The organism is Streptomyces purpurascens (genome assembly GCF_045040895.1).
In the GTDB taxonomy this organism is placed as follows: domain Bacteria; phylum Actinomycetota; class Actinomycetes; order Streptomycetales; family Streptomycetaceae; genus Streptomyces; species Streptomyces purpurascens.
This window is the reverse complement of the sequence record NZ_CP108341.1, coordinates 9,003,008-9,017,049: the sequence shown is the minus strand read 5'-3', so window position 1 is coordinate 9,017,049 and position 14,042 is coordinate 9,003,008. Positions and strand designations below refer to the sequence as shown.

General features: G+C 68.3%; 12 protein-coding genes and 1 pseudogene. 6 read left to right on the top strand and 7 right to left on the bottom strand.

Annotated elements, in window-relative coordinates; all coding sequences use genetic code 11:
• The first annotated feature begins 11 nt into the window (after positions 1–11).
• The 3 genes from OHU35_RS40845 (at position 12) to OHU35_RS40835 (ending at position 2,257) form a co-directional block, all read left to right on the top strand.
• Positions 12–245: an MbtH family protein gene (locus OHU35_RS40845; RefSeq protein WP_359891588.1), complete on the top strand. Its 234-nt coding sequence runs from the start codon at positions 12–14 to the stop codon at positions 243–245.
• Between the two features lie 317 nt (positions 246–562).
• Entirely contained in the window at positions 563–1,684 is a 1,122-nt protein-coding gene (locus OHU35_RS40840; protein WP_405509028.1) for an FAD-dependent oxidoreductase, read from the top strand.
• Positions 1,685–1,846: 162 nt separating this feature from the next.
• Positions 1,847–2,257: a DUF6924 domain-containing protein gene (locus OHU35_RS40835; protein WP_405509026.1), complete on the top strand. Its 411-nt coding sequence runs from the start codon at positions 1,847–1,849 to the stop codon at positions 2,255–2,257.
• Between the two features lie 29 nt (positions 2,258–2,286).
• Here the strand turns inward: OHU35_RS40835 and OHU35_RS40830 are convergent, their stop codons facing one another.
• The gene (locus OHU35_RS40830; RefSeq protein WP_405509024.1) at positions 2,287–2,862 is read right to left on the bottom strand and encodes a CGNR zinc finger domain-containing protein; all 576 of its coding nucleotides are present in this window, start codon (positions 2,860–2,862) and stop codon (positions 2,287–2,289) included.
• Between the two features lie 103 nt (positions 2,863–2,965).
• Here OHU35_RS40830 and OHU35_RS40825 point away from each other — a divergent pair, with 103 nt between their 5' ends.
• Complete coding sequence (locus tag OHU35_RS40825) at positions 2,966–4,138, top strand: epoxide hydrolase family protein (RefSeq protein WP_405509022.1); 1,173 nt, start codon at positions 2,966–2,968, stop codon at positions 4,136–4,138.
• Positions 4,139–4,260: 122 nt separating this feature from the next.
• Here the strand turns inward: OHU35_RS40825 and OHU35_RS40820 are convergent, their stop codons facing one another.
• From OHU35_RS40820 to OHU35_RS40800, 5 genes and pseudogenes are all read right to left on the bottom strand, one after another.
• Positions 4,261–5,016: a VOC family protein gene (locus OHU35_RS40820; RefSeq protein ID WP_405509020.1), complete on the bottom strand. Its 756-nt coding sequence runs from the start codon at positions 5,014–5,016 to the stop codon at positions 4,261–4,263.
• A 37-nt stretch (positions 5,017–5,053) separates the two neighbouring features.
• Positions 5,054–5,509, bottom strand: coding sequence for a telomere-protecting terminal protein Tpg (gene tpg / locus OHU35_RS40815; protein ID WP_405509018.1), 456 nt, complete (start codon positions 5,507–5,509; stop codon positions 5,054–5,056).
• 34 nt (positions 5,510–5,543) lie between these two features.
• Positions 5,544–5,933 (bottom strand): annotated as a pseudogene (locus tag OHU35_RS40810) (transcriptional regulator); the annotation flags it as partial.
• Positions 5,934–5,953: 20 nt separating this feature from the next.
• Entirely contained in the window at positions 5,954–6,547 is a 594-nt protein-coding gene (locus OHU35_RS40805; RefSeq protein ID WP_189727386.1) for a two-component system response regulator, read from the bottom strand.
• On the bottom strand, positions 6,544–10,719 hold the full coding sequence (locus tag OHU35_RS40800; protein ID WP_405509016.1) for a HAMP domain-containing protein: 4,176 nt from the start codon (positions 10,717–10,719) through the stop codon (positions 6,544–6,546). The genes OHU35_RS40805 and OHU35_RS40800 overlap by 4 nt, the downstream gene beginning before the upstream one ends.
• A gap of 317 nt (positions 10,720–11,036) precedes the next feature.
• Between OHU35_RS40800 and OHU35_RS40795 the strand changes: the two genes are divergently transcribed.
• Both OHU35_RS40795 and OHU35_RS40790 read left to right on the top strand, forming a co-directional pair.
• Positions 11,037–12,896 (top strand): SpoIIE family protein phosphatase, encoded by a 1,860-nt coding sequence (locus OHU35_RS40795; RefSeq protein WP_405509014.1) that lies wholly within the window; start codon positions 11,037–11,039, stop codon positions 12,894–12,896.
• A gap of 60 nt (positions 12,897–12,956) precedes the next feature.
• Entirely contained in the window at positions 12,957–13,493 is a 537-nt protein-coding gene (locus OHU35_RS40790) for a GNAT family N-acetyltransferase (RefSeq protein ID WP_405509013.1), read from the top strand.
• Between the two features lie 43 nt (positions 13,494–13,536).
• On the opposite strand, the gene OHU35_RS40785 is transcribed toward OHU35_RS40790, so the two are convergent.
• Positions 13,537–13,887 (bottom strand): transglycosylase family protein, encoded by a 351-nt coding sequence (locus OHU35_RS40785; protein ID WP_189727390.1) that lies wholly within the window; start codon positions 13,885–13,887, stop codon positions 13,537–13,539.
• Positions 13,888–14,042 lie beyond the last annotated feature (155 nt).

Sequence of the window (14,042 nt, the reverse complement as noted above, 5' to 3'; positions counted from 1 at the left end):
AAGGACAGGACATGAACAATCCCTTTGACGACGACAACGGGCGTTTCCATGTACTCGTCAACGACGAGGGCCAGCACTCGCTGTGGCCGGTCTTCGCGACCGTCCCCCAGGGTTGGTCCATCGCCCTGGAAGACCAGGACCGGGCCGCCTGCCTGGAGTACGTCGAGCAGCACTGGACCGACATGCGCCCCAAGAGCCTCGCCGAGGCGATGCACGCGGCGGCGGCCAGGACCGATCCCGCCTGAGCCCGCCGCCCTGGCTGGCTCCCATCTGGAGTTGGCGGCCGGGGAGGCTTCGGGGCGTCATCCCCAGGGCGGTTACGCAGACGGCGCGTGAGTCGCCGTGGAAGCCGCCGGACTCGGAGGGACCGTCCTGTGGCCGCGACGAGGATGGACAGGGCGTGTCCACCTGACAGCCAGCTGATCTTCGGTGTCGGGGCCATGTCGGAGCGCTGTCGGGGGTTGTCGGTCGGATGTCGGTGGCTCGTCGGCGGGGGCTGGCACCTTTCCAGAGACGGCCGGCCGGAGCTCACCGGGCGGCCCGATCCCGAAGGAGAGCCACCATGGACACCCCTGTCACGATCATCGGCGCGGGACTCGGCGGACTCACGCTGGCACGCGTCCTGCACGTTCACGGAATCCCTGTCACGGTCTACGAGGCGGAGTCCTCCCCCTCGGCGCGCGCGCAGGGCGGATTGCTCGACATCCACGACTACAACGGGCAGCTCGCACTCAAGGCGGCCGGGCTGATGGACGAGTTCCACGCCATCGTTCTGGAGGGCCGCCAGGCGCTGCGGGTCCTCGACCGGGACGGGACTGTCCTGCTCGACCAAGCCGACGACGGCACGGGTGGACGCCCCGAGGTGCAGCGCGGCGACCTGCGACAGGTCCTGCTCGACTCACTCCCGGCAGACGCCGTGCGGTGGGGGCACAAGGTCAGCCGCACCCGTGCCCTCGGCGAGGGTCGCCACGAGGTGACGTTCGCCGACGGCCGCACCGTCGTCACCAGCCTGCTGGTCGGCGCGGACGGCGCTTGGTCACGGGTCCGGCCGCTGCTGTCCACCGCCACACCCGAGTACATCGGTCAATCGGTTGTCGAGACCTACCTGTTCGACGCCGGAACCCGGCACCCGGCCGCCGCGAAGGCGGTCGGCGGCGGGATGCTGATGGCTCCTTCGCCGGGCAGGGAGATCTTCGCTCACCGGGAGAAGGACGACACTCTGCACGCCTACGTGGGGCTGTCCGAGCCGCAGGACTGGTTCGCCGCCATCGATTTCGCCGATGCCGCCACGGCCACCGCGCGGATCGCGCAGGAATTCGACGGCTGGGCGCCGGAGCTCACCGCACTGATCACCGACAGCGACGTCGCGCCGGTCCTGCGCCCCCTCTACGCTCTGCCGACCGGGCACCGGTGGGACCGGGTGCCGGGGGTGACCCTGCTCGGCGACGCCGCCCACCTCACGGCTCCCAACGGCGAGGGCGCCAACCTGGCCATGCTCGACGGCGCCGAACTCGGCACGTCCCTCGCCGCGCACCCCGACGACATCGAGACGGCGCTTACCGAGTACGAGCAGGCCATGTTCCCCCGCAGCGCCGAGTCCGGCACCGACGAGATGCTCGGGATCGACTCCGCCGACAACACAGCCCACGGCCTGATCAACCTGTTCACCGAGAAGGGGCAATGAGCAGCCGTCCAGGTCCCACGTCCGTTCCCGGAAAGGGCAACGAATCGGCATAAAGGCGGAATTCGCGCGAAAAGCGGGCACAAGTCGATTCTGCCCAGCGACGAGGTCTACCCAGTAGGTGTGACCGCAATGGTTTCACCGGGGTGGCGGTACTGTCCGCGCATGAAGCAGCTCCCCTGCACCTTAGAAGCCCTTGTTGTGCGCACCGACTTCTCGGCGGACGGTGTCTGGGACGCCGTTCAAGCGACACTGTCCTCGCCCAGCAAGGACGGCTTCTTGGCCGACGTCGCGCTCGTCGATGACCGGCGTTACGAGGGCCTGACGCCCGACCAAGCCCTCGAACTGATCCATCCGGGGTATCGGCATCCCCTACTTGTCCTGGCGGACGCCGTGGCTGTCGCGTCGACTGAACTGCCGCTCCTCGTAGTAGACCTGTGGGGTGAGCGTGGCCGTCATGTGCGCGTCGTAGCTGCCGAGCTGTGGAGCATCGAGAACAACCTCTCGGGCGCGAACATGGATTTCGAGGAGTTCGCCGGTGCCGTCGACAGCGACGATGTCTTCCGGGGCTTTTGAGTAAGCGCCGGCGTGTACCGAGGTAACGATCACTCCGCTGATCTGGGGTTTTTGCGCTGGTTGGCTTGGAAGCGTGCTTTCTTCTGGCGATTCCCGCACGTGTTCATGTCACACCATTTGCGGGTGCGACTTTGACTGGTGTCGAAGAAGGCGGCTTGGCAGGTTGGTGACGCGCACAAGGCCAGTTTTCCGTCTCGTTCGCCTGCGATGATGCTGATCGCGTCGGCGGCGATCACGCCGAGGGCATCTTCCACGCAGGACGCCGGGCCGAGCCGCCATCGCCGCTTGCCCTCGGGCGTCAGGATCGCCGAGGCCCGACCCCGAGCGCTGCAGTCATTGATGACTTGGACAGCAGCAGCGGGGAGAGCGTCCTGGATCGCGGCCGCTGTCGCGGCGGCGTGGATCGACTCCCTCAGTTCCCGAGCGAGGTCGAGCTGGGCGGTGGTGCAGGAGTCCACGGCGAGACCGTTGACCGCCAGCCAGTCGACGAGTCGCTGCGGCGTGGGGATGCGCTCCACGGCCTCGCCATGACGCTCCGACAGAGTCCCCGTGAAGCTGGTCGCCAGCACAGTGCCGAGGCGGAAGTCAGGGAAGGCAGCACGCATGGAACCACCTTAGCCGGTTGCGGCGTGGCTCGGAGAACTGCTAGAACCGTCAAAGCCGGTTCGCGACAGGTCGTAGCCGGTTCCCGCGATGGCAGGAGGTCTCATGCCCCGTCCCACCAGCGACGTGCAAGCATTTGAAGCCCACGCAACCGACGCCGACCTCGACGATCTGCGGGCGCGACTGGCCGCGGCGCGACTACCGGAGGCCGAGACGGTCTATCGCGCCGCGCCCGGCCCTCGCCGATGGGAACAGGGCGTTCCGCTCGCCGACCTCGTCGATGTCGTGAACTACTGGCGCACCGGGTACGACTGGCGGTCGTTCGAAGAGCGCCTCAACCGCATCGGCCAGTTCCGCACGACCATTGATGATCTGGGAATCCACTTCCTGCACCGCCGATCCGCGCGCGCAGATGCCACTCCTCTGCTCTTGACGCACGGCTGGCCGGACAGCATTGCTCGGTTCGTCGATGTAGTGGACGAGCTGGCAGATCCGAAGGATGCAGACGCGCCGGCGTTCCACGTCGTGGTCCCGTCGCTACCAGGATTTGGTTACAGCGACAGGCCGGCCACCACTGGGTGGGGAACCGAAAAGATCGCCGCCGCCTGGGTGGAACTGATGGGAAGGCTCGGCTACAGCAAGTTCGCGGCCCACGGCGGCGACTGGGGAGGCAATATCACCACCGTTCTCGGCGGCAGGTTTCCGGCGCACGTTCTCGGCATCCACACCACGTTCGCGGAGGGGCCGCCCGGTTTGACAACGGACGGGCTGACGGCGGTCGAGCGCGAGTGGACCGAGGAAACCCGCGATTTCTGGAGCCGCCGCGCGGCGTACGCGAAGCAGCAGGCGACCCGGCCGCAGACCATCGGCTACTCTCTCGTCGACTCACCGGTCGGGCTTCTCGCCTGGATCCTGGACAAGTTCGCCGAGTGGTCGGACACCGAAGACAGCCCGTTCGAGACGATTTCCAAAGACAGGGTTCTTGACAACGTCACCCTGTATTGGCTGACGCGGACCGGCGCGTCGGCGGCGCGCATTTACTACGAAAGCCACAACTCACTGGACCCCGAACTTCGGGTCGACGTCCCGTCAGCACTCACCATGTATCCCCGCGACGTCGAGAAGTGTCCGCGCCCCTGGGCGCAGGAGCGATACCGGCAGATCGTCCGATGGAGGGAGCCCGGCATCGGGGGACATTTCCCGTCGCTGGAGGTTCCCGAGTACTTCGTCAAAGATCTGCGAGAGGGCCTCGCGGCACTGCTGGCCGCTGATCGGTGAACAGCGAGCTGACCCCGCCCCCTGCACATAAGCCCTCGCCGCCCGAATCGACTGAGACGCCGCGGCCCGACCCAGCTGGGTCATGCCGGACGGATCAACAGGGCCCACGTGTCGGGGTGTCGTCAAGGCTGCGTGCCAGGGCGGCCGAGGACGCAGAACTCGTGACCCTCCGGGTCGGCCAGGCACGTCCACGGGACGTCGCCCTGGCCGAGGTCGAGGTCGGTGGCGCCGAGGGTCCGCAGACGGGCCACCTCCGCTGCCTTGTCGTCACCGGGGTACGGCAGCAGGTCGATGTGCACGCGGTCTGGCACGGTCTTCACGCCGGGTGTGCGGAGGAACTCGAGATACGGGCCGACGCCCTTGGCGAAGCGCAGCACCGCGTGATCGTCGGTCACGTCGTGCAGGGTCCAGTCCGTCGCCTCGCCCCAGAACCGGGCCATGGCCCGCGGATCCACGCAGTCGACCACCACCGCGGCGATCGGCCCGGTGTCCCGGTAGACCTCCCGAGGCTCCAGCACGCAGAACTCGTTGCCCTCCGGGTCGGCGAGGACCGTCCACGGCACGTCGCCCTGGCCCACGTCGGCGGGCGTCGCACCGAGAGCCTTCAGGCGCGCGACCAACTCCGCCTGATGGGCCACGGAGGTGGTGGCGAGATCGAGGTGCGCACGGTTCTTCGTCGTCGTCTTGGGTTCCGGGACCGTGACGACGTCGACGCAGACGGCGATCGGGTCCGGCCACACGTAGCCGCCGACGGGTTCAACGTTGGTCACGCCGGGTCCCTCGCTGGAAACACCCCAGCCGAGCGCCTCCGCCCAGAATCGGCCGACCGCAGAATCATCAAGAGCCTTCATGTTCACGTTGACAGGTCGCAGGGGCATGCCGACGATCCTATGCAGAGATCAACTCGCTGCTGCGTCAGTAGTCGAGATCCAGGTAGTCGATGTCGTTGATGGCGACGTCCGACAGTCCCATCGCGCGGGCACCGCCGTCCTGGAAGTACACGTCCTTGAACCCGTCGGCGATGATCTGGCGCAGCTGCTGGTCGCTGGCGCCGGCGTCGCGCGCGTCGAACAGGCGGCCGGCGTACTCCGGTGGGAGGTGCACCGTGAGGCGGCGGAAGCGTCCGTCGTCGGTCGTGCCGATCGGCGCGGTGTAGCCGAACCGGGCCCTCGTCTCCACCGTGATCCCGCCCGTGGCTGCGGCCTGCTGTCGCCGGCGCTTGCGTACCTGCGGCTGCCAGCGGGCACGTACCGCATCGTCGATCTTCGTGGCGACGTCGGCGCGGGGGTGCTTGCGGGCGCCGCGCCGGTAGCGGTTGACGGAGTCGGCGGTGACACCGATTTCCCGGGCGACGGCCTTCGCGCTGCCCAACTGCCGGATCAGATAGCCGATCCGACCCTTCAGCGTCTTGGGCGGCTCCCGCGTGAACCCGCCGCAGGGCCTCCAGCGGCTGGACGTTGTAGCCGAGTTCCTGGGCGTAGGCGACGGTGTGGGTCTGGTACCAGGCCGGGCCGGCGGGACGGGTGCCGGACGGTGTGAACGGGCTGGGCAGACGCGGGTCCAGCTCGACATGCGAGAGGTCCACCAGCCAGGAGCCGGGAATCTTCGGGTTGAACACCGGGGCACGGAAGTGGTCCGGGGCGGACAGGCCGACCACCAGGCGGGAGGCGGAGGCGAGGAAGGCGGTGTTCAGGTCGAGCCCGAGTGCCCAGGGCAGGGACACCTCGTCCCCGGTGAGGAGGTTGACGTCGCGCACCCACTGGTAGGCCTCCTCGTTGAGGAAGTCGCCCTTCCAGGAGCAGAAGCTGAATGTACTTACTCAGTGCCGGTGCGGTCCGGGAGGAGCGTCCCCACGGCGCGCTCCACCTCTGCGACGCGGTCGGCGAGTGCTGCCGTGTCGGCCTCGGCTTCCGGTCTGTTGCGCAGCAGCAGCTTGATCTCGGTGAGCTGCTGGGCGATCTCGGTGAGCCGGTCCGTGTCTGTGCCGGTTGCCCGCATGGCCAACTGGCGGTTCTTGCGGTGCAGATCCAGGAAGACGGTGACCTTGGTGCGCAGTACCCAGGGGTCGACCGGTTTGGCGATGAAGTCCGCGGCGCCGATGGCGTATCCCCTGTAGGCGTAGTCGGCGCCGCCTTCCGTTCCGGTCACCAGGATGATGGGGACGTCTTTGGTCTGGTCGAGGCGCTTGATGTTGGCGGCGGTCTCGAAGCCGTCCATGCCGGGCATGCGGACGTCGAGGAGGACGACGGCGAACTCCTGGCGCAGCATGGCTTTCAGGGCTTGTTCGCCTGAGCGTGCGCGGACCAGGTGCTGGTGCAGCGGGCCGAGTACGGCCTCGAAGGCGATGAGGTTTTCCTCCATGTCGTCGACGATGAGGATGCTGCACGGGTTGGCCAGGTTGGTGTTCATCGTGCGTCCTCGGGCGGATCGTCGGCGGTGTCAGGGATGGGTGGCGGCTCTTCGGGGTCGTCGGCGGTGCCGGGGTCCGGTGTGGGCAGCGGGCGGTCGTCGGGCGGGTCGAGCAGGTCGCAGATGGCGGAGAGCAGGCGGTCGATGTTGACCGGTTTCGGCACGTAGTCGTTGGCGCCGCTGTCGATCGCTTTGTCGCGGTCCTGGGGCATGGCCTTGGCGGTGAGCGCGATGATCGGCAGGTGGGCGAGACGGGGAGTGTCCCTGATGCTGCGGATGGTCTCGTAACCGTCCATTTCAGGCATCATGATGTCCATCAGGACCAGGGAGACGTCAGAGGCGCGTTCCAGGACCTCGAGGCCCTCACGGCCGTTCTCCGCGTACCGCACGGTGATGCCGACACGGCCCAGTGCGTGGGTGAGGGCGAAGACATTGCGGATGTCGTCGTCGACGATGAGGATGCGGCGGCCCGCCAGGACGCGGCCGGGGCGGCCGCTGAGCCATTCCTTGAGCCGGGTGGTCGCCGGCCAGATGTCCTCGCGGCCGTTGGAGGCTTCGGTGGTCTGTCTGCCCGTCAGGTCCTCCGGCAGGTGCGGCGCCGGGGTGCCGGGCTGGAGGGTTTCCGTGCTGTCGAGCATGCGCTCGGGTGAGGTGTCCAAGGCGGCGGCCTCCGGCGGCCCGGGCTCCGGGGGAAGGGCGGGCGCGGTGCCGACGGTGCGCAGGTCCGCGGGGCCCTGTACCGCGGTGGCGCCGGGGTGGAGGGCGGGGATGTAGAGGGTGAAGCGGGAGCCCACGCCCGGCTCGCTCTCGGCGACGATCTTGCCGCCGAGCATTCCGGCGATCTCCCGGCTGATGGACAGGCCGAGGCCGGTGCCGCCGTACTTGCGGTTGGTGGTGCCCTCGGACTGCTGGAACGCCTCGAAGATCATCGGAAGCTTGTCGGGGGCGATGCCGATCCCGGTGTCCTTCACGGAGAACGCGATGACGGCTTCGGCGTTCTTGAGCGTCTCCTCCGTGAAGTGCAGGCCCAGCACCCGGCTGACGCGCAGCTCCACATGGCCGTCGTGGGTGAACTTCACGGCGTTGGACAGCAGGTTGCGCAGTACCTGCTGAAGGCGCTGCTCGTCGGAGTACAGCTCGGCCGGTACGTCCTTCTCGACCGCGATCTCGAAGCCCAGGCCGCGGTCGATGGTGAGCGGCCGGAAGGTCGCGTGGACGTAGTCGAGCAGCTTGATCAGCGGGAGCGTCTTGGGGCGCACGTCCATCCGCCCGGCCTCGATCTTCGACAGGTCGAGGATGTCGCTGATCAGCTGGAGCAGATCCGAGCCCGAGCGGTGGATGGTGGTCGCGAACTGCACCTCCTGCTCTGCCAGGTGTCCGTCGGGGTTGTCGGCGAGCAGCCGGGCCAGGATCAGCAGGGAGTTCAGCGGGGTGCGCAGCTCGTGCGACATGTTCGCCAGGAACTCCGACTTGTACTGCGAGGCGGTCGCGAGCAGTGCGGCCTTCTCCTCCAGTTCGGCGTTGGAGCGCTGCAGTTCGTCGGACCGCTCGCGCAGCTCGGAGGTGAGCCGCTGGGACTCCGACAGCAGCGACTCCGTACGGGAGTTGGCGATGATCGTGTTGGTCGAGACGCCGATCGTGTTGACGAACTGGTCGATGAAGGCCAGGTGCACATCGTTGAATTTGCTGAGCGAGGCCAGCTCGATCACTCCGAGCACCTGGTCCTCGAAGATGATGGGCAGGATGACGATGCTGGCCGGGCGGGCTGTGCCGAGCCCGGAGTTGATGGTGATGTAGTCGGGCGGGACGTCCGTGATGAGGATGCGCTTCTTCTCCTGCGCGGCCTGTGCGATGAGCCCGCGGCCCGGGGTACCGGTGCCCGGCAGCGGGCTGCCCCCGCCGGCCTGGTCCGTGCCGTACCCGGCGATGAACTGCAGACCCTCACCGGGTGGCGCCCCCGCTTCGGCCAGGAAGAACGCCCCGAACTGTGCGTTCAACAGCGGGGTCAGCTCGCGCAGGATCAGGTCGGCGACCTCCACCAGGTCGCGGTGGCCCTGCATGAGTCCGGCCATGCGGGTCAGGTTCGACTCCAGCCAGTCCTTGGCGCGGGTGGTCTCGCGGAGGTTGGAGACCATGAGGTTGATGTTGTCCTTCAGCTCGGCGACCTCGCCCTGCGCCTCGACCGTGATGGCGCGGGACATGTCGCCCTGGGTGACCGCGCTGGCCACCTCCGCGATCGCCCGGACCTGGGTGGTGAGATTCAGCGCCAGCTCGTTGACGTTGGTGGTCAGCCGTTTCCACGTTCCGTAGACGCCCTCGACACGCGCCTGACCGCCCAACTGCCCCTCGCTGCCGACCTCCCGGGCGACCCTGGTGACCTCCGAGGAGAACGAGGAGAGCGTGTCGACCATCGTGTTGATGGTGGTCTTCAGCTCCAGGATCTCGCCGCGCGCGTCCACGTCGATCTTCTTCGACAGATCGCCCTGGGCGACGGCCGTGGCCACCTGGGCGATGTTGCGGACCTGCGAGGTCAGGTTGTAGGCCATGAAGTTGACGTTGTCCGTGAGGTCCTTCCACACCCCCGACGCCCCGCGGACCTGGGCCCGGCCCCCCAGGCGGCCCTCCGTGCCGACCTCGCGGGCGACCCGGGTGACCTCGTCGGCGAACGCCCGCAGCTGGTCGACCATGGTGTTCACGGTCTCCTTCAGCTGCAGGATCTCGCCGCGGGCATCGACGGTGATCTTCTTCGACAGGTCTCCGTTGGCGACCGATGTCGTCACCTGCGCGATGTTGCGCACCTGCGAGGTCAGGTTCGACGCCATGAAGTTGACGTTGTCCGTCAGCTCCTCCCACACCCCCGACACCCCGCGGACCTGCGCCTGCCCGCCCAGGTTGCCCTCGGTGCCCACCTCGCGGGCGACCCTGGTGACCTCACCCGCGAACGCCGACAGCTGGTCCACCATCGTGTTGATCGTCGACTTGAGCTCCAGGATCTCGCCCTTGGCCTCCACCGTGATCGTCTTGCCCAGATCACCCTGGGCGACCGCCGTGGCCACCTGGGCGATGTTGCGGACCTGCGAGGTGAGATTGTCCGCCATGAAGTTGACGTTCTCGGTGAGGTCCTTCCACACCCCCGACACCCCGCGGACCTGGGCGCGGCCGCCGAGACGGCCCTCGGTACCCACCTCGCGGGCGACCCTGGTGACCTCGCCCGCGAACGCCGACAGCTGGTCCACCATCGTGTTCACCGTCAGCTTCAGCTGCAGGATCTCGCCCCTGGCGTCCACCGTGATCTTCTGACTCAGATCGCCGGTGGCGACCGCCGTGGTCACCTGGGCGATGTTGCGCACCTGCGAGGTCAGGTTCGACGCCATGAAGTTGACGTTGTCCGTGAGGTCCTTCCACACCCCGGACACGCCCGGCACCTGGGCCCGGCCGCCCAGCTGTCCCTCCGTGCCGACCTCGCGGGAGACCCGGGTGACCTCGTCGGCGAACGCCCGCAGCTGGTCGACCATCGTGTTCACCGTCAGCTTCAGCTCCAGCAGCTCGCCGGTCGCCTCCACGGTGACCTGCCGGGTCAGATCACCGCGCGCGACCGCCGTGGTCACCACGGCGATGTCGCGCACCTGCGCGGTCAGCCGGGACGCCATCGTGTTGACGGCCTCGGTCACGTAGCGCCAGTCGCCGGCCAGTCCCTGCACCGTGGCCCGCCCGCCGAGACGGCCCTCGGTACCGACCTCCCGGGAGACCCGGGTGAGCTCGCCGGTGAACAGCGACAGCTGCTCCACCATGCGGTTCACCCCTCGCCCCAGGCGCCGCAGATCACCGCGCAGCTGGCGCCGGCCGTCGTGCAGCTCGGCGCGCTGCGTCAGATCACCGTCAGCGACCGCGTCCAGGACGCGTGTGGCATGCACGATCGGGACGGCCAGTGCCTCCAGCAGCGCGTTGGCCGCATCCACACTCGTCGTCCACCCACCCGACCCGGGACTCGCCGCCAGCCGCTCGTCCAGCCGCCCCTGCCGGACCACCTCCCGGCGCACTCGCTCCAGCTCCGAAGCCAGATGCGCGTTCCGCGTGGTGATCTGGTCGAACGCCCCCGCCAGCTCCCCGACAATCCCTTCGGGCACGTTACCCATACGTACAGTGAAATCGCCGTCGCAAAGAGAATTCATGGCCGCCAGCAGCGGACGCAACTCGGACACATGCACCCACTCGCCCCCCGGGCCGGGCGCAGACCGGCCCGCGGCCGCGGAACCGGGTCCACCGGGCTCCCGCTCCCCGGATTCCGGCTCAGACGAAACGAGTTCAGAGCGAGCGACAGAATCCATGGCAACTCACTTCTTCGGGCACAAAAATATGACCACTCCCCATTTAGGCTACATTCGTCCTGTACTCGTCCGCAGTGAGCTGGGCAGGGGTTGCCGTGAGGCCACAAGCGGGGTCGCAGACAGGACGGTCCTTCGGTCCGCGTTCAACAACAGCAGCACGGATGCATGTACCCGCCAACGAACTCGCGGCCGCAGCGGCACGCAAGTTCGTGCGCGCCGTGCTCACCGAACGGACCGCACCCCACTCCCCCGAGGCGCCGGCGATCAGCGACCGCTCCGTCGACGATGCCGTGCTGCTCGCCAGCGAACTGGTCACCAGCGCTGCCGCACACGCCGGGTCCGGCCTCGAAGTGGCCTGTCACCTCGAGGTCGGACCGGGACCGCACGCACCCGGCCCCTGGGCCGAGGACGGGGCCGCACAGGCCGGTTCCCGGGCCGGGTGGGTGGGTGTCGTGGTCGAGGTGCTGGAGCACGGTCCCGCCGGCCGTCCCGGCGGCACGACAAGCCCGCACAGCCCCGTGCACGGCTACCGCCGGCAACTCATGCACGCACTGGCCGAATCCTGGGGCGTGACCTCCCGGCGCGCCGGGAAAGCCACATGGGTCCGCGTGGAGTGCGCGACGGCGCTCCCGCTCGCCACCACCGAGCACCGCATCGCCGACCTGCCGGCCGAGGTCACCCGCCGCCCGCCGCCTCCCCCCGAGCCCGCCCTGCCGCGCGGCCACCCCGGCCACCGAGCCCAGTGGGCCGAACGCGAAGGACAGTGGTTCCTCGCCGAGGCCGGAGAACTCCTCGCCGGACAGCTGGACGAGGACATGGTCGCCGCCCTCGCCGGACAGCTCCTGGTCCCCAGACTCGCCGACTGGTGCGCCATATGGCTCACCACCGACCACGCCGGCCTACGGCTTTCCCGCGTCTGGCACACCGACGAACAGCACATCCGCACCCTCCGCCGGTCCCTGGAGAAAGATCCCCCGAGCGCGGCACTCAGCACGACCGGCCTCCCCTGGCCCTGGCCCGAAGGCGAGACGAGCCGCAACACAGGCGGCTCCGCGCTGGCCTTCCCGCTCGTCGCCGGCGGCCGATACCACGGCACACTCCTCATCGGCCAGGCAGGACAGCCCGAACTGACCGACACCGTCGTACGACTCATCGAGGACGTCGCCCGCCGCACGGCCCAGGCGGTGGTCACCGCCCGCCACTACACCCGCCAGGCGACCATCAGCCGCACGCTCCAGCGCCGGCAGCTCCCCACCTCGCTCGCCGCCATCCCCGGCATCGACACGGCGATCGTCTACGAGCCCTGGGCGGAAGGCCAGACCGTCGGCGGGGACTTCTACGACCTGTTCCCCATGGGTCGGCACCGGTGGTGCTTCCTCCTCGGCGACGTCTCCGGCCACGACATGGAGGCCATGTCCGTCACCGGTCTCGCCCGCCACCTCGTACGGCTTCTCGCACGCGAGGGCCACGGCGTCGAAGCCCTCCTCAACCGCCTCAACCACGCGATGACCGAGGAAGCCGCCGAAGCACCCCGCAGCGAACACGAAGGGCCTCGCCTGCTCAGCCTGCTCTACGGAGAGCTCGAACCCGACCCCACCACCGGCAACACCCAGTGCACCATCGCCAGCGCCGGACACCCGCCACCCCTACGACTGACGACAAACGGCACCGTCACATCCGCCGCCCGCCCCCAAATACTCCTCGGCGTCGAGGAACAGGCCAATTACCGCGCCGACACCATCACCCTCACGCCAGGCGAAACACTCCTCTGTGTCACCGACGGCGTCACCGAACGCCGCAACGGCACACAGCAACTCGACGACAACAACGGCCTCGCGCGCATACTCGCCACCTGCACAGGGCTCGGCGCCAAGGCCATCGCCGAGCGCATCCGCCAGACCACCCACGACTTCAGCACCCAGCCCATCGACGACGACCTCGCCATACTCGTGCTCGAAGCAGTGCCGGTACTCAGGAGCGCGGGAACCATCACCACCAGCGACCCTCACGGTGGGTACTGACTCGCCGAGTGGCTGGGCAGTTGCTTGGCCCGCCCTCGCGGAAGAGATCATCATGTGGGGATGTCCGACGAGCAATTCCCTGTGGCACCAGCGGTGGTACGGCTCCCCCACTACACGAAGGCGGAGCAGGACGAGATCCTCGGCGACGGCGATGACCCCTTCGGTGTTGCCGCCACCGGTCTGACCTGGCTGCCCAAGAAGGAACACTTCGGCATCAGGCACGGCGACCGGCTTGTGGCGCACGCGGGCCTGTTACGGCTGCCCGTCGCCATGGGCGACGTCGAGACGGAAGTGCTGGGCGTCGGCGGAGTGGCCGTCGCACCCGACATGCAAGGCCGAGGGTTGGCTCGGCTCGTGGTCCGAGCGGCACTTGATCACGCCCGCACGATGGGGCCTCAGCACGCGCTCCTGTTCTGCAGACCTGCCCTCGTGCCGCTGTACCAGCGCCTCGGGTGGAACCCGCTCGATGACGACGTACTTGTCGAACAGCCCGAGAACCGCCTGGTGTCCATGCCGTTGCGGACCATGGTGACCGCGCTGGGCGACAACGCGTACTGGCCTTCGGGGCCAGTGCGCCTGCTCTCGCTCCCGATGTGACGAGCCACGTCCTGAGTGACTCAGAAATCGGCGGTGAATCCGGCTACTTCACTCGCGCGCAGGACCATGCGGACATTCCCTGCAACGCGGCCAAACGCCTGGCCACCGTGATCTGCTCTTTGCGGGTGGCCAGGTCGGCGCGCGGGGCGAACTTCCGTCCTCCGGCGGCTACCCAGCTGGACTGGGTGAACTGCAGGCCGCCGTAGTGGCCGTTGCCGGTGTTCGCCTTCCAGTTCCCGCCGGACTCGCACGCGGCGATGGCGTCCCAGTCGGGCCCGAACCGGGCGGACGGCAGGGCCTCCGCGCTGGTGGCAACGCCGAGTATCACGGCCGCCGCGAAGAGCACGAAGGCCGGACTCGCCCTGCGGCGGCGACAGTCGCGCGTTCTGATCATTTCAGCGTTCTGTGACGAAACCATATGCAGACCGTGGCATCTCGTCACATAAGTAGCGAACTGGGAACAAGAACTCCTACGCCAAAAGAAGCATTTGGTGAGGGTTTCCGGGGGCCCGGTCGAAGCCTTCGGCGCGGAGCCGGATCACCGAGGGA

Excerpts from the sequence above, each read along its gene's own strand:
- OHU35_RS40830 (WP_405509024.1), bottom strand. The coding sequence starts at position 2,862 with ATGCGTGCTGCCTTCCCTGACTTCCGCCTCGGCACTGTGCTGGCGACC.
- OHU35_RS40845 (WP_359891588.1), top strand. The coding sequence starts at position 12 with ATGAACAATCCCTTTGACGACGACAACGGGCGTTTCCATGTACTCGTC.
- OHU35_RS40800 (WP_405509016.1), bottom strand. The coding sequence starts at position 10,719 with ATGAATTCTCTTTGCGACGGCGATTTCACTGTACGTATGGGTAACGTG.
- OHU35_RS40805 (WP_189727386.1), bottom strand. The coding sequence starts at position 6,547 with ATGAACACCAACCTGGCCAACCCGTGCAGCATCCTCATCGTCGACGAC.
- OHU35_RS40835 (WP_405509026.1), top strand. The coding sequence starts at position 1,847 with ATGAAGCAGCTCCCCTGCACCTTAGAAGCCCTTGTTGTGCGCACCGAC.
- OHU35_RS40825 (WP_405509022.1), top strand. The coding sequence starts at position 2,966 with ATGCCCCGTCCCACCAGCGACGTGCAAGCATTTGAAGCCCACGCAACC.
- OHU35_RS40785 (WP_189727390.1), bottom strand. The coding sequence starts at position 13,887 with ATGATCAGAACGCGCGACTGTCGCCGCCGCAGGGCGAGTCCGGCCTTC.
- OHU35_RS40790 (WP_405509013.1), top strand. The coding sequence starts at position 12,957 with ATGTCCGACGAGCAATTCCCTGTGGCACCAGCGGTGGTACGGCTCCCC.
- OHU35_RS40840 (WP_405509028.1), top strand. The coding sequence starts at position 563 with ATGGACACCCCTGTCACGATCATCGGCGCGGGACTCGGCGGACTCACG.
- OHU35_RS40795 (WP_405509014.1), top strand. The coding sequence starts at position 11,037 with ATGCATGTACCCGCCAACGAACTCGCGGCCGCAGCGGCACGCAAGTTC.
- OHU35_RS40820 (WP_405509020.1), bottom strand. The coding sequence starts at position 5,016 with ATGCCCCTGCGACCTGTCAACGTGAACATGAAGGCTCTTGATGATTCT.